This window comes from Pantoea sp. E956-1 (assembly GCF_982223955.1).
Map to the genome: position 1 here is coordinate 93,736 of NZ_CEUYZP010000004.1, position 25,800 is coordinate 119,535.

18 protein-coding genes and 3 tRNA genes are annotated in these 25,800 nt (G+C 56.6%); 7 read left to right on the forward strand and 14 right to left on the reverse strand.

Features of this window, described 5'->3' with window-relative positions:
* Positions 1-35: 35 nt before the first annotated feature.
* The gene (mltA, locus tag AC0T7J_RS12995; protein WP_473794711.1) at positions 36-1,184 is read right to left on the reverse strand and encodes a murein transglycosylase A; all 1,149 of its coding nucleotides are present in this window, start codon (positions 1,182-1,184) and stop codon (positions 36-38) included.
* Between the two features lie 203 nt (positions 1,185-1,387).
* Between mltA and AC0T7J_RS13000 the strand changes: the two genes are divergently transcribed.
* From AC0T7J_RS13000 to AC0T7J_RS13010, 3 genes are all read left to right on the forward strand, one after another.
* Positions 1,388-1,464: transfer RNA gene (locus tag AC0T7J_RS13000), tRNA-Met, on the forward strand.
* 65 nt (positions 1,465-1,529) lie between these two features.
* A tRNA-Met gene (locus tag AC0T7J_RS13005) sits at positions 1,530-1,606 on the forward strand.
* Positions 1,607-1,659: 53 nt separating this feature from the next.
* Positions 1,660-1,736: transfer RNA gene (locus AC0T7J_RS13010), tRNA-Met, on the forward strand.
* A 110-nt stretch (positions 1,737-1,846) separates the two neighbouring features.
* Here AC0T7J_RS13010 and amiC read toward each other — a convergent pair.
* Entirely contained in the window at positions 1,847-3,091 is a 1,245-nt protein-coding gene (amiC, locus tag AC0T7J_RS13015; protein WP_473794713.1) for an N-acetylmuramoyl-L-alanine amidase AmiC, read from the reverse strand.
* A 232-nt stretch (positions 3,092-3,323) separates the two neighbouring features.
* Between amiC and argA the strand changes: the two genes are divergently transcribed.
* Entirely contained in the window at positions 3,324-4,652 is a 1,329-nt protein-coding gene (gene argA / locus AC0T7J_RS13020) for an amino-acid N-acetyltransferase (protein WP_010248624.1), read from the forward strand.
* Positions 4,653-4,703: 51 nt separating this feature from the next.
* On the opposite strand, the gene recD is transcribed toward argA, so the two are convergent.
* The 12 genes from recD to rppH all read right to left on the reverse strand — a co-directional run bounded on the left by recD (position 4,704) and on the right by rppH (position 23,273).
* Positions 4,704-6,545, reverse strand: a complete 1,842-nt coding sequence (gene recD / locus AC0T7J_RS13025) for an exodeoxyribonuclease V subunit alpha (RefSeq protein WP_473794715.1) — start codon at positions 6,543-6,545, stop codon at positions 4,704-4,706.
* Positions 6,542-10,081: an exodeoxyribonuclease V subunit beta gene (gene recB, locus AC0T7J_RS13030; protein WP_473794717.1), complete on the reverse strand. Its 3,540-nt coding sequence runs from the start codon at positions 10,079-10,081 to the stop codon at positions 6,542-6,544. The genes recD and recB overlap by 4 nt, the downstream gene beginning before the upstream one ends.
* Positions 10,078-12,969: a pitrilysin gene (gene ptrA, locus AC0T7J_RS13035; protein WP_473794720.1), complete on the reverse strand. Its 2,892-nt coding sequence runs from the start codon at positions 12,967-12,969 to the stop codon at positions 10,078-10,080. The genes recB and ptrA overlap by 4 nt, the downstream gene beginning before the upstream one ends.
* A 108-nt stretch (positions 12,970-13,077) precedes the next feature.
* Positions 13,078-16,455, reverse strand: a complete 3,378-nt coding sequence (gene recC / locus AC0T7J_RS13040; protein ID WP_473794721.1) for an exodeoxyribonuclease V subunit gamma — start codon at positions 16,453-16,455, stop codon at positions 13,078-13,080.
* A gap of 53 nt (positions 16,456-16,508) precedes the next feature.
* Entirely contained in the window at positions 16,509-16,817 is a 309-nt protein-coding gene (locus tag AC0T7J_RS13045) for a prepilin-type N-terminal cleavage/methylation domain-containing protein (RefSeq protein ID WP_473794723.1), read from the reverse strand.
* A gap of 25 nt (positions 16,818-16,842) precedes the next feature.
* Entirely contained in the window at positions 16,843-17,247 is a 405-nt protein-coding gene (locus tag AC0T7J_RS13050) for a DUF2509 family protein (RefSeq protein ID WP_473794725.1), read from the reverse strand.
* Positions 17,244-17,771 carry a prepilin peptidase-dependent protein gene (locus AC0T7J_RS13055; RefSeq protein WP_473794995.1) on the reverse strand — a complete coding sequence of 176 codons (528 nt, stop codon included), beginning with the start codon at positions 17,769-17,771 and terminating at the stop codon, positions 17,244-17,246. The genes AC0T7J_RS13050 and AC0T7J_RS13055 overlap by 4 nt, the downstream gene beginning before the upstream one ends.
* Positions 17,768-18,238, reverse strand: a complete 471-nt coding sequence (locus AC0T7J_RS13060; RefSeq protein WP_473794727.1) for a prepilin-type N-terminal cleavage/methylation domain-containing protein — start codon at positions 18,236-18,238, stop codon at positions 17,768-17,770. Before AC0T7J_RS13060 ends, AC0T7J_RS13055 begins: the two co-directional genes overlap by 4 nt.
* Before the next feature lie 187 nt (positions 18,239-18,425).
* Complete coding sequence (thyA, locus tag AC0T7J_RS13065) at positions 18,426-19,220, reverse strand: thymidylate synthase (protein WP_473794729.1); 795 nt, start codon at positions 19,218-19,220, stop codon at positions 18,426-18,428.
* Positions 19,217-20,098, reverse strand: a complete 882-nt coding sequence (gene lgt, locus AC0T7J_RS13070) for a prolipoprotein diacylglyceryl transferase (protein WP_473794997.1) — start codon at positions 20,096-20,098, stop codon at positions 19,217-19,219. The genes thyA and lgt overlap by 4 nt, the downstream gene beginning before the upstream one ends.
* Before the next feature lie 388 nt (positions 20,099-20,486).
* A complete protein-coding gene (gene ptsP / locus AC0T7J_RS13075) occupies positions 20,487-22,733 on the reverse strand; it encodes a phosphoenolpyruvate--protein phosphotransferase (protein WP_473794731.1) in 2,247 nt (748 codons plus the stop codon).
* A gap of 12 nt (positions 22,734-22,745) precedes the next feature.
* Positions 22,746-23,273 (reverse strand): RNA pyrophosphohydrolase, encoded by a 528-nt coding sequence (gene rppH, locus AC0T7J_RS13080; RefSeq protein WP_031593707.1) that lies wholly within the window; start codon positions 23,271-23,273, stop codon positions 22,746-22,748.
* Between the two features lie 684 nt (positions 23,274-23,957).
* On the opposite strand from rppH, the gene mutH reads away from it, so the two are divergent.
* From mutH to AC0T7J_RS13095, 3 genes are all read left to right on the forward strand, one after another.
* Positions 23,958-24,635, forward strand: coding sequence for a DNA mismatch repair endonuclease MutH (gene mutH / locus AC0T7J_RS13085; RefSeq protein WP_473794733.1), 678 nt, complete (start codon positions 23,958-23,960; stop codon positions 24,633-24,635).
* 99 nt (positions 24,636-24,734) lie between these two features.
* The gene (locus AC0T7J_RS13090) at positions 24,735-25,445 is read left to right on the forward strand and encodes a TerC family protein (RefSeq protein WP_473794735.1); all 711 of its coding nucleotides are present in this window, start codon (positions 24,735-24,737) and stop codon (positions 25,443-25,445) included.
* A gap of 118 nt (positions 25,446-25,563) precedes the next feature.
* Entirely contained in the window at positions 25,564-25,782 is a 219-nt protein-coding gene (locus AC0T7J_RS13095; RefSeq protein WP_003853956.1) for a YgdI/YgdR family lipoprotein, read from the forward strand.
* Positions 25,783-25,800 lie beyond the last annotated feature (18 nt).

The window sequence follows — 25,800 nt, forward strand, 5'->3', positions numbered from 1 at the left end:
ACGTCGTGCGGGCCCGAAGGCCCGCAGAGAAGAAATTAGTTAGCGCCGAGAAGCAGTGAACCATTATTACCGTTTTGCGGGCTGGAGAACAGCGGCTGTCCTGCACCCGGCGCGGCTTTGATTACCCAGACGCGTCCGTAGTGATTATAGAAGCCCGCCAGATGCGCGGCGTCCGGGCCGATACCCTGATAGATATCAAAGTGCTGGCCTTTAATCGCGCCACCCACGTCGAGTGCCACCATCAGGCGCATCTCATATTTGCCGTTGAATTTGCCCTTCTCATTTAACTGTGGCACTTCAGCCAGCAGTACGGTGCCCGCCGGAATAATTGAGCGGTCAGACGCAACAGAGGCTTTCGCCACCAGCGGAACTGCGCTGGCACCGCGCACCGGCGTAAATGGCTCAGCCTTAAAGAAGACAAATGATGGGTTGGTTTCCAGCAGCGCACGGACCTCCTGCGGTGAGTGCTCCTGCGCCCACTGACGAATCGCCTGCATCGACATATCTTCGCGCTTCACTTCACCACGATCGATCAGCTCTTTACCAATGCTGTGATAACCCCAGCCATTTTTACCGGCGTAACCAAAGAAGGTCATCGGGCGGCCATCGCCAAAGTCGACATAACCACTACCCTGCACATCCATCATGAAGTTATCAATCAGGGAGTTGCTGTAGGCGATGATGTAGCGGTCATCGAGTCCGCCACTATAGATAGAGGCGCGGCTCGGTAATTTTCCTCCGCGTTTGCGCGGTGGCATGCGGTAGATGGGATACTGGAATTCACCCTGACGGGTGTAACGCGCTTCCACTACCGGCGTGTAGTAACCGGTGAACTGCACATTACCGTAGTTATCCGTTCCCTCCATCTGCCAGGCGTTGAGCCCATACTGACGAAGCTGTCGGGTATCGGCACCCGCCATCAGCCAGCTCTCAATTGCGCTATAAGTGCCGTTCTGACGACTATACAGGGCGGATGAGGCGGACTGAATCTGACGGACCTGCTCGCCAAAGTCTCTGCCATTAACCGGTGCGCCTTTGGCATTGGGCTGATTCACCAGCGCCAGCGGTTGTTCCAGTTTGCCATCTTTATATTGCTGACCGCGATCGGTCGGTTTGGAGCTACAGGCCGCCAGCAGCGTAATTAACGCGCCAGTGAGTGCGTACTTCACCCAATGTGATTTCATTATCTTCTCTTTTTATAACTGTTCGCCCCGCGACGATAGCAAAGCCCCCGACAGAATGAAATGCATCCGCTCAGACGCCGCGCATATCAGTTTAATAATTAACCAGATGGTTGAATCCTTCAGCAACTGGCTGTTAATTTGGCGTTTATCTGCAAAAAGGGGTTGCATGAATTAGCGCGGAGAGTATAGTGCGCTTCCACGGACGCGGGGTGGAGCAGCCTGGTAGCTCGTCGGGCTCATAACCCGAAGGTCGTCGGTTCAAATCCGGCCCCCGCAACCAATACTTCTGCAGCAGTTTTACAGAAGTCACAATGTGAGAAGTAAAAGTAACAGAAGCAATACGGACGCGGGGTGGAGCAGCCTGGTAGCTCGTCGGGCTCATAACCCGAAGGTCGTCGGTTCAAATCCGGCCCCCGCAACCAATACTTCTGCAGTTGTTTTACAGAAGTCACAATGTGAAAAAGTATGATACGGACGCGGGGTGGAGCAGCCTGGTAGCTCGTCGGGCTCATAACCCGAAGGTCGTCGGTTCAAATCCGGCCCCCGCAACCAATCATTTAAACACCTGAAAGGGTGTTTTTTTGTTTCTGACGTTCCCAAAAGCCGCTTCAGCCTCTCTCTGCCCTGAAAAGCGCGCGGATAGCCCGGCTACCCGCTCTCCTTTACCGATGGGCCAGCGCCGCCCCACTCTCCACATACGCTTTGATGCCGTTCAGAATCGCCTCTGCCACCTGATGCTGGTAACGGGTTGTTCGCAACTTGCGCTCCTCCTCCACATTACTGATAAACGCCGTCTCGACCAGAATTGACGGGATATCAGGGGCTTTAAGCACCGCAAATCCGGCCTGATCCACAGTGCGTTTGTGCAGATGGTTGATGCGTCCCATGCGATGCAACACCTCTTTGCCGAATTTAAGGCTGTCATGAATCGTCTGGCGCTGCACCATATCGAACATGGTGTGATCAAGATAGCGGTCACCGCTTTTGCTGACGCCGCCAATCAGGTCTGATTCATTCTGAGTCTGAGCCAGGAAACGAGCCGCCGCCGAAGTGGCACCGCTGGTTGATAAGGCAAACACTGAAGAGCCGCGTGCCGCGCGACTGGTAAAGGCATCCGCATGGATCGACACAAAGAGGTCGGCACGCTGTTTACGGGCTTTGGCAACCCTGACGCGCAGCGGAATAAAGACATCTTCATTACGCGTCATATAGGCTTTCATATTGGACTCTTTATCGATCAGCGCTTTGAGTCGCCGTCCAATCTTCAGCACAATATCTTTTTCGCGGGTCTTATATTTGCCGTGCGCGCCCGGATCTTCCCCGCCGTGACCGGGATCGATCATGATAATGATGGGGCGATCGCGCCCCGCTTTGCCGGGTAAGGGTGCCTGCACCCCTTCATCTTTCTCCAGATCGCCCTGGTTATAATCTTTCAGCAAGGCCAGCAGCGGATCGTCCTCAACCTGGTTCTGGCTCGGATAGAGATCGACCACCAGCCGGTGATTGATCCCGGCAACCGGCGAGAGATTAAAGATCTTCGGCGCGACGTTGCGCTTTAATTCGAGTACCACGCGTACCGTGTTGCTGTCGAACTGACCGACACGGGCAGTTTTAATAAAGGGATCGTCGACCCGAACCTGCTTATCTACCCCTTTCAGCACCGGATTGAGATGCAGGCCCTGAATATCAATCACCAGGCGTTCGGGATTGCTCAGCGCAAACTGCTTGTACTTCAGCGCGACATTGGACTCCAGCGTCATCCGCGAATAGGTCGATGAGGGCCAGATACGCACCGCCACAATGTGGTTCTTCGCCGCCAACCCTGTCCGGCTGACGCTTAACAGCAGTAAGGCGCCCGTCCCCTGTAAAAATCGTCTGCGTGAAAAATGGGAATTAACGTCTGACATGCCGCTCCAGCTGCTGTGTAATGTCTAAAAAAGCGCCAGTTACTAAAATGGCGGCCAAAACTTTATCCAATCCGCAGCATGATGTCACCCCGGAAACCCTAAATAATGCAGGCTGTTAGCGGCTTTGACACCCAGAAAAACGTAAATTTTCGTCAGGATTAAGACTTGCAAAACCGGACGTAAAAGCATAAAAATACAAAAAATACGAATAAACATTCACTGAGGGTTGGCCGTGAAGGAACGTAGTACCGAACTGGTTCAGGGTTTTCGCCATACCGTTCCCTATATCAATGCCCACCGGGGTAAAACCTTTGTCATCATGCTGGGTGGCGAAGCGATTGAGCATGAGAACTTCTCTGGCATCGTTAATGATATCGGCCTGCTGCACAGCCTGGGCATTCGCCTGGTCGTGGTGTATGGCGCACGCCCACAGATTGATGCCAGCCTGGCCCAGCAGCAGCTGGAGCCGGTTTATCATAAGTTTACCCGGGTAACCGACGCGCAATCGCTGGAGTTAGTGAAGCAGGCAGCCGGCCGGCTGCAGTTAGATATCACGGCCCGCCTCTCAATGAGTCTCAACAATACGCCGCTGCAGGGCGCGCATATCAACGTGGTCAGCGGCAACTTCATCATTTCACAGCCGCTGGGCGTGGATGATGGCGTGGATTACTGTCACAGCGGTCGTATCCGTCGTATTGATGAAGAGGCCATTCATCGTCAGCTGGATAACGATGCGATTGTGCTGATGGGCCCGGTTGCGGTTTCTGTTACCGGCGAGAGCTTTAACCTGACCTCGGAAGAAGTGGCTACCCAGCTGGCGATTAAACTCAAAGCGGAAAAAATGATCGGCTTCTGCTCTGAGCAGGGCGTGCTGAACAGTGAGGGGGAAATCATCTCCGAGCTCTTCCCGAATGATGCGCAGGCCCGTATCGACGAGATTGAAAAGGAAGGCGATTATCTTTCCGGGACTGTCCGCTTCCTGCGTGGTGCGGTGAAAGCCTGCCGCAGTGGTGTACGCCGCAGCCATTTAATCAGTTATCAGGAAGATGGCGCGCTGTTGCAGGAGCTCTTCTCACGCGACGGTATCGGTACCCAGATCGTTATGGAGTCGGCAGAGCAGATCCGTCGCGCCAATATCAACGATATCGGCGGCATCCTCGAACTGATCCGTCCGCTGGAGCAGCAGGGTATTCTGGTGCGTCGCTCGCGCGAGCAGCTGGAAATGGAAATTGATAAGTTCACCATCATTCAGCGCGATAATCTGACCATCGCCTGTGCAGCACTCTATCCGTTTATGGATGAGAAGATTGGTGAAATGGCCTGCGTGGCGGTTCATCCTGACTATCGCAGCTCCTCACGCGGTGAGATGTTGCTGCAGCGTGTGGCGCTTCAGGCACGCCAGATGGGGCTGGAAAAGCTATTTGTGTTAACCACCCGCAGCATCCACTGGTTCCAGGAACGTGGCTTTACGCCGGTAGATATTGAGTCGCTGCCCGAGAGTAAAAAAGAGATGTATAACTATCAGCGCCGTTCAAAAGTGTTGATGGCTGATCTCACCTGATTCAATCCGTAAGGGACAGACACCCGCCACGTGCTCTGTCCCCCGCTCTTCTCAGCCAGCTTCCCCCAGTCGCTCCACCAGACCGCTGCGTCGCTGTGTTTGCAGCTGCACGGCACGCTGAAATACGCCGGGTTCGCTGTAGATGGTCAGTTGCCGCCGTGCACGTGTAATCGCGGTATAGACCAGTTCACGGGTCAGCACCGGCAGAAACTGCGTGGGCATCACCAGCGCAGTATGATCAAACTCCGATCCCTGTGATTTGTGCACCGTCATCGCCCAGGCCGTTTCATGCGAGGGTAACCGGCTCGGCTGAATCGCCTTTATCGATCCATCCGGCAGCGGGAAAAAGACCTTCAGGTTGCCCTCTTCATCCCGCATCGTCATGCCGATATCGCCATTAAACAGGCCGAGCGCGCTGTCATTTCGGGTGATCATCACGGGACGTCCTTCATACCAGCGGCTGCCCATGCCAGGACGACGGATGCGCTGCAGCTGCATCAGTCGCTGCTCAATACGCTGGTTCAGACCCTGCACGCCAAATGGCCCGTCACGTAATGCACACAGCAGCTGATAACGACCAAAAGCGGCAATTACCTCTGCGGGCGGCGCCTGCTGTTTGATCAACTGCAGGAAGGGCTGATACCCCTGGGCGACCTCATCCAGCATCGCCTGATAAGCGTCAGCGCTGTTCAGCGGCTGGTAACTGACATCTTTATGGGCCGCAGCAAACACCGCCCTGACCTGCTCTGCATCGCCTTGATTGATCGCTTTTGCCAGCTGGCCGATGCCTGATGACTCATTAAAACGATAACTTTTCTGCAGCAGACAGATGCTGTCGCGCACTGCGGGTGCCTGCGCATCGTCACTGCCCTGCAGGGCGCAGCCAGTCAGCAGGGCGAGCTGTTCTGCCCGCGCCAGGCTGTAGCCGCTTTCCGTGCAGCGGCAGATATCGCCCAGCACTGCACCGGCTTCAACAGAGGCCAGCTGATCGCGATCGCCCAGAAACACGACGCGGGCATGGGCAGGCAGCGCGGCAATCAGGTTTGCCATCATCGAGAGATCGACCATTGACGCTTCATCCACTACCAGCACATCAAGATGCAATAGGTTACCGGCATGGTAGCGCAGCCGCTGGGTATCGGGCTGGGCGCCCAGCAGGCGATGCAGCGTGGTGGCTTCGGCAGGGAAACGCCGGCGCTCTTCGTCGCTGACCGCCAGCTCCTGCAGTGCGCTGCCCAGTGACTCGGTCAGCCGTGCGGCGGCTTTGCCGGTCGGTGCCGCCAGCTGAATCCGTAGTGCACCGGGATTAAGACGAATCAGGGCAGCGAGGAGTTTCGCTACGGTGGTGGTTTTGCCGGTACCCGGCCCGCCGGAAATGACCGCAGTCTTGCGGGTCAGCGCAACGGCCGCCGCAATTTTCTGCCAGTTCTCCGGATGGTCACCAAACAGGCTGTTAAGTACGTCGCCTGCAGCAGGCATATCAAACGCAGTTTTCACCTCCTGCGCAGCGAAGAAGCCGGCGACCCGGCCTTCGCTTTGCCACAGCCGATGCAGATATAAACGCTGGTTGCTCAGCACCAGCGGCGTAACCCGGCTGCCATCACTGACAGCCGGCCAGTCAGCAAAGCATGCTATCCAGTCTTTCGGCGCACCAGCGGCCTGCCAGATCGCCTGAGCCAGCGCAGGCTGGCGACCAGCGAACAGATTCGCTTCGCAGAGGTTGCTCAGCGGTAAACAAACGTGCCCCTCACCCGCGTCAGCGCTGACGCAGGCCGCAGCGAGCAGCAGCCCAGGCTGTGATTCCGGGGCCACCAGCTGGGCAAACTGTATATCCAGCGGTCGCAGGAGACGCTTTTCTACCGCCTGCAGCAGCAGACTCAGCATGTCACTCATAACATCTCCCCGGTTGCACCAAACAGTGCATCAATTTCTTCCACAAAAGCTTCGGCAGGTCGGGTGGCGAAAATGCCGTTGTCCGGTGAGCTGCCATCCATCCCGCGCAAAAACAGATAAAACACTCCACCAAAATGACGCTGATAGTCGTAGTCCGGCAAACGATGCTGCAGATAGCGATGCAGCGCCAGTGTATAGAGCTGATATTGCAAATCGTAGCGGTGGCCGATCATCGCCTGCGCCATCGCCGCTGGCGTGTAAGCGGCGTGGCTATCCCCCAGCCAGTTCGATTTGTAGTCGAGCAGATAATATTTTCCCTGCCAGCGGAAGACCAGATCGATAAAGCCCTTCAGCATACCCCTCACCTGACGAAAATCCAGGGGGGCGGCCTGCTGAGAGAGGCTGTCGTGCCGGCGCAGCAGAGCGTCAAGCTCAGCCGCAGTCAGCAGATTGTTGATCGGCAAATAGAACTCCATCTCGATCAGGCGTTCGCTGCTTTTTATCGCCGACAGCGTCAGCCCCTCAGCATTGAGCGGCGTATGTAAGACACGGTCAATCCACTGTTCCAGAACCGGCAGCCAGCTCAGCGGATAGCCATTATGCTGCAGCTGATCTTCCAGCCAGACGCTGTCCGGCGGTTCGGTAAAGTCGATCGATTCAAACAGACCGTGCAAAAACGTACCGGGTGCCGCTCCGCGCGGAAAGTGGTGGGGTGTCAATGCAGCCTCTTCGCCCTTCTCTTCTTCGCCCGCTGCATCAATATCAAAGTTGGGCAGCGCATCCAGCAGCGGCGAGCTGTGATGCTGTTGCAGGCCTGAATAACTGGTTACCCGCCAGACGTCAGCCAGCGCGCGCGTAATGTCGCGACTGCTTAAAATCTCATCACCCTGCTGCGCATCCTGCCACATTTCTCCCGGCAGCAGTCCCTCTTCAACCAGCGCCATCCCTTCATCGGTTAACGCATTCAGTCGCTGTCTGAGTTGCTGCGCATCCGCCGCCTCGCCCTGCTGCACCAGGTAGCCCAGCGCGCTCTTGTGCAGATCGCTTTCGCCCTCTTTTTTACGGGTGCCTTTGATCAGTGGTGCAATGCCGACGCTGCAGTGATAGACCGAACGGGTCAGCGCCACGTAGAGCAGACGCAGATCCTCCGCCAGACGCTCCTCTTCCGCCAGCGCCAGACTTTGTGCATCACCCTGCACATCCAGCAGTGCCGTAAACGTGTCGCGATCGTGATAAAGCGCGCTGGCCGCCTCGCGGAATCCGGCAGCAAATGGCAGCCAGACCAGCGGATATTGCAGTCCTTTCGATTTATGGATGGTGATGATCTGCACCAGATGGCGGTCGCTTTCCAGACGCAGCTGCTGGCTGGAGGCCTGGCTGTTTGGCCGGGCAATCTGCTGCGCCAGGAAGCGCACCAGGGCGTGCGGACTCTCCAGCTGCACCGAAGCTTCCTGCAGCAGTTCACCCAGATGCATCAGATCGGTCAGGCGACGTTCACCGTTCTCCGAGGCGAGCATATTCTCTGCCAGCTGCCGCTTGATCATCACATCACGCAGCATCGGTAACACGCCGCGCTGATGCCAGAGCTGCTGCCAGACGGCAAACTGCTCCACCAGCGCATCCCACTCGCGTTCATTTTGTGTCAGCGCGTCGAGCGTTGCTGCATCAATGGCAAAAATAGAGGTCGCCAGCGCGCTGCGCAGCAGACGTTCCTGCTCAGGTGCCTGTATCGCCTGCAGTAACCAGAGCAGTTCGCGCGCTTCCGGCGTGGTGTAGACACTGTCCCGGCTGGAGAGATAGACCGAAGGGATCGACAGCGCATTCAGCGCGTCGCGGATTAAACCGGCCTCATTGCGACTGCGCACCAGCACGGTGATATCGGAAGCCCGCACCGGCTGCAGCGCCTCGCCTTTGCCTAAGCGGGCGCGCCCCTGCTGTCCGGCTACCAGCCAGCGACTGATATCAGCCGCACATTGCTGCGCCATAAACTGCTGGTAATCACTGTTACCGACGCCCTCGCCAGGCTGTAGCCAGAACCGTAACGCCGGTTGCTGCTGCTCGTCAAAAATCAGCTTCAGCGACTGATTGGGTGCAGCGGGCTTAACCGGCTGAAAGGGGATCGCCGAGAACAGAAAAGGCGAATCGAGCTGAGAAAAGAGGCGGTTGACGCTCCCGACCATCTCAGGTGATGAACGCCAGTTGGTATCCAGCGTGTAGTGAGCACTGACTTCGTTTCTGGCCCGCAGATAGGTAAATATATCCGCACCGCGAAACGCATAGATCGCCTGTTTGGGATCGCCGATCAGAAACAGTGCCTGCTCAGGCTGATTAATATAGAGCGTGCGGAAGATGCGGTACTGCTGCGGATCGGTATCCTGGAATTCATCAATCAGGGCTACCGGGAAACGCGCCCGGATGGTTTCAGCCAGCAACACACCGCCTGGCTGCTGCAACGCCTCATCCAGCTTACTGAGCAGATCGTCGAAGCCTAACAGCGCGCGTAACCGTTTCTCACGCTGCACCGTGGCACGCACATCGGTCAGCGCCTGCGCAATGATGACATCCCGCAGCGACAGCGGTTCTGCCAGAAACTGATCGATCGCCTCAAACAGCGAATGACGCGGCGCTTCGCCCTTTTTCGTTTTCTCATCCAGCACCTGCTGCCCAAAGCGCTCAAGCTCTTTGGGCAACTGATAATCCAGCGTGTCGCTGCTGGCCCACTGCGTGACGCGGGCGACCCAGTTGGGCAGATGTTTACTGCTGTAGCTGCGCTTATCAACGCCTGATGCGCTGATGATGCCCTCAACATCGGCGCTGAGCGCCTGCCACTGCTGCTTGATGGCCTCGATGCGCGCCAGATTGCGGGCATGGCGTGACGCCAGCGTCTCATCGGCTGCAGGCGGACGTTTCAGCCCCGGGGACTCCCCCTGTAGCCAGGGGCGCAGCGTCGCCAGCAGACTGTCCGGCCCGCTCCACTCTGCGGCGATGATCCGCGCCACATCCAGACTCAGTGGATAGCACTGACGACGCCAGAAATCGGCTGCAGATTGCTTCAGCAGCGCCTGCTCATCTTCAATCAACTCCTGCTCGAACAGCATGCCCGACTCAAAGGCATTCAGATTCAGCATCCGCTGACAGAAGCCGTGAATGGTGAAAATAGCGGCTTCATCCATCTGCCGCTCGGCAGCCAGCAGTTGCGCGGCGGCCTGACTCAGATCCGGCATCTGCTCCAGCAGTAACTGGTGCATCGGATTGCTGCTTTTGCCGCGGATACAGGCCAGACGTAGCTGATGAATATTTTCGCGGATGCGTCCACGCAATTCGGCGGTCGCAGCCTCGGTAAAGGTCACGACTAAAATTTCTTCGACAGAGAGCGGCCGGCTGTAAGCATTTTCACCGCCCAGCCCCAGCAGCAGGCGCAGATAGAGCAGACCAATGGTAAAGGTTTTTCCGGTGCCCGCTGACGCCTCAATCAGCCGCTCGCCTCTGAGCGGGAGCGTTAAAGGATTCAGCGATACGGGAGGTAACTGCGTCATTGGGTCTCACTCTTTACCGGCAGCGACTGCTGCAGTTGCGCCACTTCACTCCAGGTCTTCCAGCCAGGCTGGCGGGCAAATTCAATTTTGCCATTGCCGGTGCCTGCAATCTGCGAGGTCATCACCATGCCCTTATGTTCTATCACGGCCTGTCGGAAAAAGTTTGCCAGGCTGGCCGGGGTTAACCGCTGAACCTGCTCTGCCATTTTTTGCCGGGTGTTAAATTGATCATTCTGCCGGTCGAAGTCACGGCTAAAGCGATCCGCTTCCTCAAAGAGCGTCTGAGGACGCTGCTGCAAATCATTGATCATCGCCTGCTGATACTGGGCAAAGTCTGCCTGGCTCATACTGCGCAGACGTTTTTCCGCCTGCGGGTAGAAGGCCTGGTAGCGCTGCAACAGCCAGCCCGGTTGCTTGCTGTTACTTTGCAGCAGGAAGCCGATACCCCACTGGCGACCCACCGGCATCTGGAAGGCAAACACCGCGTAGCCGAGCTGCTCTTTGGTCCGCAGCTGATTGTAGAACCACGGCTGCACAATCTGGCTCAGCATGGAGCTGTGCGCCATGCTCTGATATTCACTGTATCCCAGTGGAACATAGAGCGCGGCAAGGGCGGAGTCGGTGCTGCTGCCTTTTTGTTGCAGGTTGGCTTTCAGCGGTTTTTTAATCGAGACATACTGGCTGTGCCAGTCGCGGGTCGCATGACTCTGCATCTGCTGTTTGAGCTCATGCCCCAGCTGCGTCACGCTGTCAGCACTGAGGTTGCCCACTACCAGCATCTCCGGCGTCGCGTCGCGGAACAGCGTATCGCGATAGTCAGTGACATCCTTAAGTGAGAGTGTGCTTACCAGCTTGCGGCGAGCCTCGCGCTGGGTATATGGCAGCTGCGACAGCAGTTGCATCGGCTGAATCGCCTGTTCAAACGCTTTACCCTTTTCCGCCGCGTCCAGCCGCTCCAGATACCAGGATTTAGCCTGCTCCAGCTGCTGTTCTGTCGGCTGGAAAGTGGCATAACCCTCCACCAGTTTCTTCAGCAGCGTCGGCAGACGCTGAGTGAAGCCGCTGGCGCTGAACACCAGCCCTTCATCTTCACCCGTTGAGAAGCTGATGCCGCCCACTGAAGCCTGTGAATTTAGCTCGTCCAGCGCCAGGCTGGAAAGGTAGTCATTCAGGCCAAACAGCACCTGCTGACGGGCATCACTGATGGTGTGCTTATTGCGTAACGCCAGGGTGATCGCCGCTTTTGGCTCGCTGGCGTAATAACGGCTCGGCATCCAGTAAATGCGCATATCGTCCTGGTTATCCAGCCTCACCGGATGCTGATACGTTTTGCCGTCTGACGGCAGCAGTGTGAAGTCGTCCGGGATGTAGGGGTTCAGTACAGGCATCGCCAGCGTAATCTGGCTGGCGCGCTGCTGCCAGTCTGCAAAGGTTTGCGGGGAGATCGTCTCAACCTGATAAGGCGCATCCACAAAATAGGCTTTTTTGTTGTGCGGCTCCTGCGGGCTGATGTACCAGATACGCGCATGCTGCGGGGTCATCTCTTCCAGCCGGGTATTAATGGCGGCGGCAGCGTACTGATCCGCCAGATAAGGTGCATCCAGCGTATGTTCAACCGGTACACGCAGCATGGTGTCGGCCAGCCATTCAATGTAATCCATATCGCGGGTAATTGAGGGATAGCGGAAGTCGAGCGCCAGCACATGCGACACTTCATCGAAATAGCGCTTATCATCGCCTTGCTGACGCAGCAGATTGATGTAGCTGAATATCGCCGCCACGACCTGGTCGCGCTGCGCCAGCCCTTTATCAGTCAGTGACGCGGTAATCGCAAACACGCCGCTGCTACGCTCGGTCATCGGGTCAGCCCCCGCATTCACCCCGTCGGCCAGTCCCTGTTTCTGCAGCCAGTCAGTCAGCGTGTTTTTGCTGCGGTTACTGATTAAATAGCTGATCAGCGTGTCGGTTTTACTGCGGAACCGATCGCTGTTGTTGGCAATGCGAAATTCAATTTTGAGCTGCTTGCGCGGCTGGGCCGGAACGTAATGAATGATGATGCCCTGCTGCGCATCGGTCACCACCGGCTCCGTAATCTCCGGCACACTGGCATCATGATTTAGCACCCGGCCAAAGGTTTTAGCCGCAATCGACGCCATCTCGGGCAGCGGTTTGTTGCTGTAGATCACCGCTTTCATCAGATTGGCGGAGTAATGCGTATGATAAAAGTCCTGCAGCGCCTGGTGTAGTTTGCTGCCTGGCTTATCTTTCAGGGTCTCAAGATTGCCGCCCGAGAAACGCGACGCCGGATGCGCCGGGTTCAGGGTTTCTGCGCCGACCTGGGCCATACGCAGGCCATCGCGCGAGCGCGCCATGGTCAGCTCGGCATTCACGGCGTGGCGCTCGCGGTCAGCGTTAACCGGATCCAGCAGCGGCTCAGCCACCGCATCCGCCAGGCGATCAACCGCGGGTTCCAGCGCGTCATTTTCCACTTCCAGATAAAAGGCGGTGCGGTAGGAGGCCGTGCTGGCGTTGTGGCTGCCGCCATGCTTTTTCAGGAATTCGGCCAGGTTGTCGGGCTGCGGGTAGTGCTTTGAGCCCATCAGCACCATATGTTCAAGATAGTGTGCCAGTCCAGCCTGCTGATCGGGATCGTCCAGCGATCCTATCGGCAGCGTCAGCGCCGCCAGCGATTTTGGAGCCACAGGATCGGAAACCAGTAACACCGTCATCCCGTTATCAAGCCGGATAGCCTGATAGTGGCGGGGATCCTGTTCACTTTTTCGAATAGTGTCGTTAACCGGTTGCCAGCCTGAAGATGTCTGCGCCTGTGCTGTGCAAGCCACCAGGCTTAACATTAGCGCCGCTATCCAGCGTGCGTGTACCCGCATGTAAACCCCTCTCGTTTCCCGATAAACCGCCAATGTCGGACGCGACGGCTCAAAGCAGAGCAAAATTTCTGTGTAATGAGTCAGTCAGCAAAAACGCTTTCTGACCTGCTATTCATCATCCTGATGTGCAGCCAGCACCGGTAAATACCAGCGCTGTGCCGCCTCAGTTATCTGCTGTAGTTGTGGCTCATCCAGCACCCGGCAAAGACGTTGCAGATAGGGATCGCTGCCTTCACCCTCAATCTGATAGTTGCCTGACCATGCCGTCAGCAGGCGATTACGCGCCTTAAGCTGGGTTGCCTCATCAGTCAGTAACTGCTGACTTTTTTTGTCGTAGCTGGCGGTCAGCCATGCGCCGCCACTTTTATTAAGCAGCATCAGCGGCTGACGCATACCCACAAGATACCCCGTGACATACTCATTCAGCGCAGCAATCGCCTCTGCCTGCGGCACGGCAAGGAAGCACCAGCGGCTCTGCTGCCGGCCAAACATCCGGCTGCTGCCGGTGCCACCCAGCGCGCAGTAGACCAGATGTTCCAGCCAGAGTAGCAGTCCGTCGTTCATGTTGAGTACGCCAGGCCGCCAGCGCAGCAATCCATCACTCTGTACCTGTGTCAGCCACCCGGTTAAGCTGACCTGCGCCAGTTGCAGATTCACTTCCCAGCTCTCGCCGTCGCTGCGCTGGGTGACCACTTCTGCCGCTACTTCCTGCATCTCATCGCGCTGTGCCTGCCAGAACAGCTCACCAAACGCGCCATAAGGCAGATTACCGGCCGCACGATGGTGCGCATAGAGCCGCTGAGTATCCTCGCCTTCGACCAGGGCATTCAGCAACTGCGCGTTGATCTGATAACGCTCAAGGTTGTCGAGCGCAAACGGCTCGCTGTCGGGCAGTTCGTTCTCCTCCAGCCAGAAACTCACGCCAAGCCGCTGGTGGAACCAGGCCCGGACCGGATGTCGCCAGAAGCGCAGGAACGCCTCCAGCGTGAGCGCATCAATTAACGGCGCCTCCAGCGGCTGCACAAAATCGGGCTGGGGCTGCCCCGCGCCCCGCGCGGCAGGCAACCACTCACGGGCGAAACTTTGCAGTCTGGCCGCTGGCTGGAAGTTCTCGGCGGCAAACGGCATCCGGCTGTGCAGGTGCTGCAGGTGCATCCGCACCCGTTCGGCACTTTCATCCAGTTCAAGATGACCCTCACCGTCCAGATAAAAACTCTGTCCAATGTAATCCAGCAGTTCTGTGACCAGCACCGAGGGGTAGCGTTCCGTATTATCCTGAATCGCCCGGCCGATATAACTGATATAGAGCTGCTGCTGCGCCGAGATCATCGCCTCCAGGAAGAGATAACGATCATCATCGCGGCGGCTGCGGTCGCCTTTACGGGACTGCTGCTGCATCAGATCAAAGCCTAACGGCGCTAACGTGCGTGGATAGACGCCGTCGTTCATGCCCAGCAAACAGACCAGCTGAAAAGGAATGGAGCGCATTGGCATCAGAGTACAGAAGTTAATCTGCCCCGCCAGGAAACGCTGGCTGATGCGCTGTTGATCAAGCCGGCTTCGCAGATCATCGCGCAACAGCGCCACCGGAATCGCCTCTTCAAACCGCGCATCCATGCCATATTCAATCAATTGCTGCCACTGCTCTTCCACCAGCAGCAAGGCAGCCTCGGTTTCTGCATCGGGGCTGAAAAAGGCATTGAGCAGTTCCCGGCACAGAGGTAGCCAGGCCGCCAGTGGCCGGGGTTCGGCAAGCAGTTGCCGCCAGTGATTAAGCCGGGAGAGCAGTTCTGCCAGATGTCCCGCCAGCTCCCCCACCAGACCACCCGACTCGTCATAAGGCAGAATTCCTTCCCAGTCACCGTTGTGGCTCTCCATCGCATAACCCAGCAGCATACGCTGCAGGCCAAAGCGCCAGGTGTGCTGGCCGGTAACCGGAAGTGACAGGGCTTCTACGCTGGCATCATCCAGCCCCCAGCGTACCCCCGATTCGCTGACCCAGCGCCGCAGTAAACGCAGGCCACTTTCATCAATGGCGAAGTGGGAAGCGAGCGCCGGGACATCGAGCAGTGCCAGCACATCCTCCGAGACAAAACGGCTGTCCGGCAGTGCCAGCAGATGAAGAAATGCCACAATGGCCGGATGAGCCTGACTGGCACGGCGATCCGAAATCGCAAACGGCAGATAGCGATCGGCAGGTGCATTGGCGAAGACGGCCTGAATAAATGGGGCGTAGGCGTCGATATCCGCCACCATAACGATGATGTCACGCGCTTTCAGCGTCGGATCGGCCTCCATCATCGCCAGCAGATGATCCTGCAACACTTCAACTTCGCGCTGGGCACTGTGGCAGACCTGCACCGCTATTGATCGATCCTCCGGATCCAGGCAGCGCTTCTGATCGCTGTGTGCCAGTTCCGCCGCATTCAGTCCGATAATGGCGTTATCCTGCAGATTGAGAAGATCGTGCTGCATACAGTGCAGCAGGTTGTCCGGCTCCACATCGACAAAAGCATCGATGTCGTCGTTTGACTCCATCTGACTCAGCAGAAACAGGTTGTCACGCCCCAGCTTGCCCCAGGAGGCGAGCAAAGGGTTGGTCAGTTGCTGTTCACCGGCATCGTTAAACAGCGCCGGTGCCTGCTCAGCATCCCGGAAGAGTCCGCGTGATTCATCAGCACCATGGCGTCGGCGCTGACGGCTTTGCAGTTTCGCCAGAAACGCATAATCCTGAATATCACCCCAGTAATCGCGGCAGGGATTGGTGAACAGCAGATGGATATCGATGTGACGTCCCAGCGCCTGCAATGCCTGCAGATAGACCGGCGGCAGCGCAGAGATGCCACAGATAAAAACCCGTTTGGGCAGATTTTCCGGCGTGCTTTTCGCCTGCTCCAGCGTCTGGATAAATCGCGCATAGAGGTTGGCGCGGTGCCATTCAGGCTGGCGCAGCGCCTGGGTATAACTGACCAGATCGCGCCACAGTGCGGCCTGCCAGCGCTGCGCTTCACCCAGCCCCTCAATGATTTCGCCCCGTTCCCAGCTGTTGAGCCAGTCAGCACGATAGACCAGATACTGGTCGAACAGATCGGCTACGCGGGAGCTGAGCTGAAACAGTTTCCGCTTGTCGCCATCGTCATGGAGATAGTGGCGCAGAGAAGCAAACTCTTCGTGCTTCAGCATCTCCGGCAGCCGGTGCATCAGCTTCCAGCCCATGCTGGCTTTACTGAAAGCACTTTCTACCGGGATATCGGGCAGTACGCGGACGAACATCTCCCAGATAAAACTGGCGGGCAGCGGGAATTCAATATTGGCAGCGATACCAAAGGTTTGCGCCAGCTCCATTTGCAGCCACTGCGCCATACCCGGACTCTGCACCAGCACCATTTCTGAGGCGAAGGGATCATCAAGAGGGTCATGTTTAATCACCGCAGCCGCCAGAATCTTCAGCACATCAAGCTGATTTGAGTGATAAACGTGAAACATGAAAACTCCTGTGATAACTCAGAACATGACAGCGGTATTGCGGCTCTGTCACTTTACCGCGTATCGCGGTTGAAGCCCATTAAAAGGGCGCCCGGGGAGAGTTCACATCGCAGCCGCGTCAGGGTGGCACTGCGCTGCCGGGGGCCTGTTACGTCAGCCCGATCCAGGGTGCAACCTGAAGGGCCGCTCTGCTGTTGCAGTATTGAGGTCCAGCCGGGACTCTCATGTCCCATCAGTCGCTGCTCAGCCACCCGCCATGCCTCACGCTGATACCACTGCTGGCTGAATCCCAGTGCCAGTGCGCGATGATAGTGCAACAGCGTGCTGCTGCTTAATGCCATTAACAGCAGAGCAAATAACACTTCCGGCAGGCTGAATCCACCGCGCTTACTGGCAGGCGGCCGGGGGCGTGAGCGGGCAGTAGTCGATCCAGCCGTGCGACAACGCGGTAACCTGATTACCCCGTAACCGCACCCACTGCCAGACCGCCATACCACTGCCGCTGGCCTCCCCTTTAAGCAGACCTTCATCCTTTTCACCTCGTTGTAAACAGCTGCGCCAGCCCTGGCGATCATCCTGCTGACAGCTGGCCGCCTCACTGGCTGACCAGCTCAGGGAGAAGCCCCAATGCAGCGCAGACTGCGCCCGCCAGAAATCCTGAATAAACTGCTGCTCATCTGCCAGCAGTCGCATTCCCTGCTCAGACATCTTACGGCTGGCATGCAACGTAAAGCTGCCGATGACCATAATCATCAACACCATGCCCAGAGCGCTGCTGCCTCGCTGCTTCACAGATTTTCTGCCTCAACCCAGCTTTCCACCGTTTCAAGCCAGCGTCCGGCCCGTCCCTGCAGCACTAGCCTGACCTGCGCGCCCTGCTGACTGACGCTGAACTGCTCCAGCGTCATAAACGCGGGATCGGACAGCCGCTCCCAGCCCGCTGACTGACACTGGTCAACACCTCGCTGCATCTCAAGCTGCTGTTGTCGAAGGCGATAACCGTAATAGTCACTCTCTGCCTGGCTCACCCCTTCCCATTTACCGTTGCTGTTCTCATCCCAGCGCAGCAGCAGGCAGTTCTCTCTGATTTGCAGCGCCCCACTGCCACACTCACCGTGACAATAACCGGCACGCCGCACCGCTTTTTCCAGCGTCGCCATCATCTGCTGTAACTCCTGACGCAGCTGCGCCCGTTGCAGCACGCCGGCGTTCTCTGCCAGCAGTAGCGGCAGAAAACGGCCAGCACTTAACATCACGACGGCGCTGATTGCCAGGGCGATCAGCATTTCCAGCAGGCTGAATCCGGCGATCTTCAACGACATGTCTCCTCATCCGTCATGCAGAGGCGAATACGGGCTCTGGCCGAGATAATCAGGCGCATTCGCCCGGCGCTATTACCCAGCTCAATGCTGCCCGCCCGGGCCACATTACGTCGGCCAAAGAAGCCCGGTTCACCCCGGATGCCATAGAGCGCAACGCCAGCGTGTGGCGCCACGAATTGCAGCCGTTTTCGGCTATCACAGCCTGCTACGGGGCGGCTTCCGGCACCGATGCACCAGGGATCGCCAGGCCATGACCATAAAATCAGGTCGCTATTTTGCCGGTTGGCCTGGGCACGCAGCCGAAGCAGGAATCCCTGCAGTTGCTGGGCACTGTCGCGCAGTTGCTGCCGCTGTTGCCAGCGTTGCCAGCCATGCAGCGCGGCAACACTCAGCATGCCGGCAATCACCATCACCAGCAGCAGTTCCGGCAGGGTAAAACCGCGTAAGTGTGCTGTTTTCATGGTGTCAGAGTGCGGGTGACGAACAGATGAAACAAGGCGCGGTTTGGCAGGCTGGAAAGCAGGTCGCAGAGAATCTTTCCCAACAGCATGAATTAGCAGAAGCGTGCGAGCCTTGCCGCAGATTTACCGGTTTGCGGGCAAAAAAAAGCCCCGGCGGAAGAGCCAGGGCGTTATCTTTTATCGCGAATCAGATGGCGACAGGGGCTTTGATCGCAGGATGCGGATCGTAGCCTTCAATCTCAAAATCGTCGAACTGATAGTCAAACAGTGACGCCGGTTTACGTTTGATCACCAGCGTCGGCAGCGGACGCGGTTCGCGGGTCAGCTGCAGGCGCGCCTGCTCCAGATGGTTACTGTAGAGGTGGGTATCACCGCCAGTCCAGACGAAGTCGCCCACCTGCAGATCGCACTGCTGCGCCACCATATGTACCAGCAGCGCATAGCTGGCGATGTTAAACGGCAGGCCCAGGAAGATGTCGCACGAGCGCTGATAAAGCTGGCAGGAGAGCTTGCCGTCCGCCACGTAGAACTGGAAGAACGCGTGGCAAGGAGCCAGCGCCATCTCGCTCAGCTCGCCGACGTTCCAGGCAGAAACGATAATCCGGCGTGAGTCGGGATCGCGCTTCAGCTGCTCCATCACCTGGCTTAACTGGTCAATCTCCTGGCCGCTGGCCGTTCCCCAGCTGCGCCACTGTTTGCCATACACCGGGCCGAGATCGCCATTCTCATCCGCCCACTCATCCCAGATAGAGACGTTGTTTTCTTTGAGATAACCGATGTTGGTATCGCCTTTCAGAAACCACAGCAGCTCATGAATAATCGAGCGGATATGACATTTCTTGGTGGTGACCAGCGGAAAACCATCCTGCAGATTGAAACGCATCTGATGACCAAAAATTGAAAGCGTACCGGTGCCGGTACGGTCAGCTTTTGGTGTGCCTTCGTGCAGCACATGTTGCATTAAATCCAGATACTGTTTCATTTTTCCTCGCGAAATTGTGGCTGCGGGCGACGACGATACGCCCAGATCATCATAATAATTCCGGCAACAATCATCGGCACAGAGAGGATCTGTCCCATACTGATTCCGCCTTCAAACAGGCCAAGCTGGGCATCCGGCTGGCGGAAGAACTCAACGATAATACGGAATGCGCCATAGCCAATCAGGAACAGGCCAGAGACGCTGCCCATCGGGCGTGGCTTACGAATAAACAGATTCAGGATGATAAACAGCACTATTCCTTCCAGCACCAGTTCATAGAGCTGCGAAGCATGACGCGGCAGCACGCCATAGGTATTGAGCAGCGCCTGGTATTGCGGATTAGTGGCGGCCAGCGCGACATCTTCGCTGCGTGAGCCAGGGAACAGCATGGCATAGCGGAAGCCCGGATCGACACGGCCCCAGAGCTCACCGTTAATGAAGTTGCCGAGACGACCAGCCCCCAGACCGAACGGGATCAGCGGCGCGATGAAATCAGCCACCTGGAAGAAATTACGTCGGGTGCGGCGGGCAAAGACCAGCATGACGACAATGACCCCGATGAGGCCACCGTGGAACGACATACCGCCATCCCAGACTTTGAACAGATAGAGTGGATTTTCCAGGAACAGCGGTAAGTTGTAGAACAACACATAGCCGATGCGTCCACCCAGGAAGACCCCCAGGAAACCGGCATAAAGCAGGTTCTCCACTTCCTCTTTTTTCCAGCCGCTGCCCGGCTGATTGGCGCGGCGGACAGCCAGCCACATGGCGAAAACAAAGCCCACCAGATACATCAGACCGTACCAGTGAAGCGAAACCGGTCCAATCGAGAAGATCACCGGATCGAACTGCGGAAATGCAATATAGCCGTTATTCATCATTCACCGTCTATTTTTCAACCCTGAAAAGGGGCGTTGTCAGGCACATAAATTAAGGCTGCGCATCATAGCACAGCCGGTTTTGTGAATTGTCCCGCAAATGTAAACGCGGATAACGCCCAGAGTCTGGCTCGTCAGGCGTACATTGTTGCAGCCAGACTGGTCACGAACAGCGCGCAACAACCGGAGCGTACACGTAGTACGTGAGGATTGTGAGCACTGCCCGGGGCCAGAATGGCAAATAAAATAGCCTGACCCGTCAGGCGTACATTGTTGCAGCCAGACTGGTCATGTACAGCGCGCAACAACCGGAGCGTACACGTAGTACGTGAGGATGGTGAGCACTGCCCGGGGCCAGAATGGCAAATAAAATAGCCTGGCGTGGCGCTTAGCGACCGCCGCGGATTAAACCGCCCAGCCCGCGACGCTCCATAAAGGTCGAGACCAGATGGCGAACCTCAGTGGCGGTATGAGCATTCATCCCCTGCTCGCTGAGCTGCTGCGCCTCTTCGTGATCCAGATGGCGCAGCAGGTATTTCACCCGCGGTACGTTTTTACCGTTCATGCTGAGATGGTGATATCCCAGTCCGACCAGCAGCGCCACGCACATTGGATCGCCGGCCATTTCACCACACAGACACAATTCCAGATTGGCCAGACGGGCTTCCTGCGCAATCGTATTCAGTGCGCGCAGCATCGCCGGATGCAGCGAATCGTAGAGATTGGCCACGCGGGTATTGTTGCGATCCACCGCCAGCAGATACTGGGTCAGATCGTTGGTGCCAACCGAGACAAAATCGACCCGTGACGCCAGATGCGGGATCATAAACAGCATCGACGGCACTTCAATCATGATGCCGATGCGCGGCGCGGGAATCGTATAGCCCAGCATCTCTTCGACTTCGCGCCCTGCGCGATCAATCAGCCGTTTTGCATCGTCGATCTCGTCGATATGACTGATCATCGGCAGCAGAATACTGAGATTGCCGGATGCAGCGTTAGCACGCAGCATCGCGCGCACCTGCACCAGGAAAATTTCCGGTTGATCAAGCGTCAGGCGAATGCCGCGCCAGCCCAGACAGGGATTCTCTTCACTGATCGGCATGTAGGGTAGCTGTTTATCTGCCCCCACATCCAGGGTGCGCAGCGTCACGGGCTTGTTGTGAAAGAGCTGTAACATGCCCTGATATTGTGCCACCTGCTCCTCTTCCGACGGAAAGCCGTTCTGCAGCATAAACGGGATTTCGGTGCGGTAGAGGCCGATGCCATCAACCCAGCTGCCCAGCGCCTGCTCATGTTCCGGACTTAATCCGGCATTCAGCATCACCTGCACGCGTTCGCCACTTTTCAGCTCACCGGGCTGATCGACCACGCCCTCCGCCATTTTGCTCAGCGCATTCTCTTCGCTGATCAGCCGCTGATACTCCTGCACCAGCACCGGCTCGGGATCGATCAGCAGCTCACCGCGATAACCGTCGACGATCAGCAGGCGTTTGTTGAGCTGATGAGGCTGGATATCCGCGCCCATGACCGTCGGGATCCCCATCGCGCGCGTCAGAATCGCCGCATGAGAGTTGGCTGCGCCGTCACGCACCACCACGCCCGCCAGCCGTTCCTGCGGCAGCTCAGCTAACGTGGTGGCGGTCAGCTCATCGGCCACCAGCACAAAGCGTTCCGGCCAGGCATTGGTGCCGACCAGCGTATCGTCAAGGTGAAACAGCAGGCGCTGACCCAGCACCCGCAGATCGCCTGCACGTTCGCGCAGGTAGGTGTCAGTCAGGCTGGCAAACTGTTCAGCAAACTTTTCGATCACCTGTTTTACTGCCCATTCGGCGACCGATCCGCGTTCGATCTCATCGAACAGATCTTTTTTCAGGCGGGCATCGGTTAACAGGTGAGAGTAAAGGTCGAAAATGGCCGCACTCTCTTTCTGAGCGCTGGCGCTGAAGCGTTTACTGAAGCGGCGAAACTCACTGGTGGCTTCGCTCATGGCGAGCGAGAGACGTTCACGTTCGCGCTGAACATCCAGCGTTGAGGCAGCCGAAACCTGATCGAGCAGTGGCTGCGTCTCATCAACCCAGCCCGGTGCCACCGCCACGCCAGGCGCAGCGGCAATCGCGCGCACCCGCGTCTGCCGGAACTGACCAAACAGCTGAGCCATCTGCGACTGCGACAGCAATGCCGCCATCTGGGTGGCAAGGGTGACCAGAAACGACTCTTCGCTTTCATCAAACTGACGGTGCTCGCGCTGCTGCACCACCAGCACGCCAAGTAACTGGCGACGGCTGATAATCGGCACGCCGAGGAAGGAGCGATAGCGCTCCTCTTTCACTGCGGGGATATATTTAAAGCTGGGATGACTCTGGGCGTCAGCAAGGTTGATTGGTTCGGCCAGACGGCCTACTAAACCGACGATCCCCTCGTCAAACGCCAGGGTCACGGTGCGGCCACGCGGTTTTTTAAGTCCGCGTGTCGCCATCAGGTAGTAGCAGTGACGATCGTGGTCGGCGAGGTAAACGGAACAGACTTCCGTATCCATCGCCAGACAGATCTCATTAACCAGGATGTCGAGTGCTTCATTGAGACGCGGCGCACTCGCCACTTTTTCTACAATTTCGCGCAACTGAGTGAGCATAAAGGGCGTGGCCTATCCTCTCTTACGTCGATGGGCAGGAGTATTTCGCTGCCCCGCACTCTCCTGCATAGACATCACCACGCCAGCGAATTCCTTCATCACCCGACGATAAACGTCGCGCTTAAAGGAGACAACCTGACGCACCGGATACCAGAAACTCACCCAGCGCCAGCCATCGAACTCCGGCGTGCTGCTGTGCTGCACATTGATATCCGCGTCATTACACATTAACTGCAGAAGAAACCACTTTTGTTTCTGGCCGATACATACCGGCTTTGTGTCCCAACGCACCAAACGTTTTGGCAACTTGTAACGCAACCAGTTACGGGTAGAGGCAAGTATTCGGACATCTTTCCGGTGTAATCCGACCTCTTCGAACAGTTCGCGATACATCGCCTGTTCTGCGGTTTCACCGGGATTGATGCCTCCCTGAGGAAATTGCCAGGAGTGCTGTCCAAAGCGCCTGGCCCATAACACTTGTCCCTGCCGGTTACAGATTACGATACCAACATTCGGGCGGTAGCCATCATCATCGATCACCGGACTACCTCAAAGCAAAATTTGAATGAGCTGATTGTTTCACACTCCTTACAGGCGGTAAACCACTGGATTCATGAGGGGTTAAGGCACCATCACCGGGATAACTCACAGAAAATGGCAAAGTTATGAACAATGATCGCGAAAAAGCTCGATCTTATTCACCTTTTCTGTGGATAGCTTTGTGCAGAACGCGGGAGTTAACTGAATAACATTTTTAGTGTGTGCTAAAGAGCCGGGAAGAGACGACAACACAGGGCTATGATTTTTAATAAAATTAAATCAATAATGTTATCTACAGGCTCTTTATAAACAGCGAATATCATCGCGGAAACTGACAATTGACTAAAATATAAGCATATGGCTTTTTATCCACAGATAATCGCTCAGACTCAGGTCAGAGCGGCGAAATAATGGTCAGATCGTGAAAAGTCAAGGCTGTAAATGGAACCAGTACCGCACTGATAAGGTGGTTATCCCATTTTTCTGTGGATAACCGGGCTGGAGATCCTGTTCATTGTTGCGGGTAACCGGGGATAACCCTGGCAGCCTGCTGACGGCATAAGGGAGGACCGCTAAAAAAAGCATGATCTATCATGTTATTATCGATCCCTGGCGCGGTATATTTTCGAGAGGGAATTTACTCACCCGTTATTGTACAAATTTTAATCATTGCGAGTGTTCACCATGAGTTACCAGCCAGGACCACCCGAGGATGAGGCCAGCCTGCTGGCACGCGCGCAGGATTTAGCCGGTTTGACCCTGGAAACCCTGGCTGCGCGCGCCGGTCTGCCCATGCCAGCGGATCTCAAACGTGACAAGGGCTGGGTCGGCATGCTACTGGAGTGGCATCTTGGTGCCAGCGCAGGCAGCAAGGCGGAACAGGATTTTGCCCATCTGGGTATCGAACTGAAAACCATCCCGATTGATGCGCAGGGTAAACCGCTGGAAACCACCTTCGTCTGCGTGGCACCTCTGACCGGCAACAGTGGCGTGACCTGGCTCACCAGCCATGTGCGCCACAAGCTGGCGCGGGTATTGTGGATCCCGGTTGAAGGCGGGCGTGAAATTCCGCTGCGGGAACGCCGTGTCGGCGCGCCGCTGTTATGGAGCCCGGATGCGGAAGAGGATGAGATGCTGCGCCAGGACTGGGAGGAACTGATGGATATGATTGTGCTGGGGCGCGTTGAGCAGATTACCGCACGACAGGGTGCCTGGCTGCAAATCCGGCCTAAAGCCGCCAATAGCAAAGCGCTGACAGAAGGAATCGGCGATCAGGGCCAGCCAATCATGACGCTGCCGCGCGGTTTCTACCTGAAGAAAAGCTTCACCGGGCCCCTGCTGGCGCGTCATTTTCTCCTCTGAATGTCGCTACTCACGCTGATGTCGCGCAATTTTGTGGGAGATCGGCGAATTGAATGCGTATAATCGCCGTTTACTTTTCGTTTAGGATTAAATGTCGGTATGTTTGAGTGGATTTCCGATCCCAACGCCTGGCTGGCGCTGGGCACCCTGACCATCCTTGAGGTGGTGCTGGGTATTGATAACATCATTTTCCTGTCACTGGTGGTCGCTAAACTGCCAAAACATCAGCAAGCCAGCGCACGTCGCATTGGTCTGATGGGCGCAATGCTGATGCGTCTTGGCCTGCTGGCCTCTATCGCGTGGGTGGCCCGTCTGACTAACCCGCTCTTTACGCTGATGGATCATGCGTTCTCGGCGCGCGATCTGATTCTGCTGTTCGGTGGACTGTTCCTGCTGTGGAAATCGAGCATGGAGATCCATGAGACGATCGAAGGCAGCGAAGGCGAACACAACACCCGCGTCCATTCCTTCCTGGGTGCGATTGTGCAGATCATGATGCTCGACATTATTTTCAGCCTCGACTCGGTGATCACGGCGATCGGCCTCTCCGATCATCTGTTCATTATGATGGCGGCAGTGGTTATTGCTGTGCTGATGATGATGTTCGCCGCGCGGGCTATCGGTGAGTTTGTTGACCGCCATCCTTCAGTGAAAATGCTGGCTCTCTCTTTCCTGATTCTGGTCGGTTTTACCCTGATCCTGGAGAGTTTTGCGGTCCACGTACCAAAAGGTTACATTTATTTCGCTATGTTCTTCTCAATGGCGGTTGAGTGTCTTAACCTGATGCGCGGTAAGAAAAAGCACGCCTGATAAAGTCAAGGGCGAGCCTGCTCGCCCGGTTATTTTCAGATTTCTACGATTAACCCCGCCGGCAAAACCATTTATTACTACACTGTTTGCACTTGACCATTTGTGAGGATTAGGCGTGATGAAAGGGTTGGCAGGAGTAGCACTGGTGATGGTAACCGCCGCATTCTTAAGTGGATGCAGTTCTGATTATGTCATGGCGACCAAAGATGGCCGGATGATCATGACCGAAGGCAAGCCGAGCATTGATAAAGAGACCGGCCTGGTGGAGTACACAGACCAGACGGGTCATATGGTGCAGATTAACAGCGATGAGGTTTCGACGATCATTGAACGTTAAGTACCCGATTTAATCACC

Bases quoted from the DNA above. Each gene is read 5' to 3' on its own strand.
- AC0T7J_RS13060 (WP_473794727.1), bottom strand. From the start codon at position 18,238: ATGAAAACAGCACACTTACGCGGTTTTACCCTGCCGGAACTGCTGCTG.
- ptsP (WP_473794731.1), bottom strand. From the start codon at position 22,733: ATGCTCACTCAGTTGCGCGAAATTGTAGAAAAAGTGGCGAGTGCGCCG.
- recD (WP_473794715.1), bottom strand. From the start codon at position 6,545: ATGAGTGACATGCTGAGTCTGCTGCTGCAGGCGGTAGAAAAGCGTCTC.
- mutH (WP_473794733.1), top strand. From the start codon at position 23,958: ATGAGTTACCAGCCAGGACCACCCGAGGATGAGGCCAGCCTGCTGGCA.
- thyA (WP_473794729.1), bottom strand. From the start codon at position 19,220: ATGAAACAGTATCTGGATTTAATGCAACATGTGCTGCACGAAGGCACA.
- AC0T7J_RS13090 (WP_473794735.1), top strand. From the start codon at position 24,735: ATGTTTGAGTGGATTTCCGATCCCAACGCCTGGCTGGCGCTGGGCACC.
- recC (WP_473794721.1), bottom strand. From the start codon at position 16,455: ATGTTTCACGTTTATCACTCAAATCAGCTTGATGTGCTGAAGATTCTG.
- lgt (WP_473794997.1), bottom strand. From the start codon at position 20,098: ATGAATAACGGCTATATTGCATTTCCGCAGTTCGATCCGGTGATCTTC.
- amiC (WP_473794713.1), bottom strand. From the start codon at position 3,091: ATGTCAGACGTTAATTCCCATTTTTCACGCAGACGATTTTTACAGGGG.
- recB (WP_473794717.1), bottom strand. From the start codon at position 10,081: ATGACGCAGTTACCTCCCGTATCGCTGAATCCTTTAACGCTCCCGCTC.
- ptrA (WP_473794720.1), bottom strand. From the start codon at position 12,969: ATGCGGGTACACGCACGCTGGATAGCGGCGCTAATGTTAAGCCTGGTG.
- AC0T7J_RS13095 (WP_003853956.1), top strand. From the start codon at position 25,564: ATGAAAGGGTTGGCAGGAGTAGCACTGGTGATGGTAACCGCCGCATTC.
- mltA (WP_473794711.1), bottom strand. From the start codon at position 1,184: ATGAAATCACATTGGGTGAAGTACGCACTCACTGGCGCGTTAATTACG.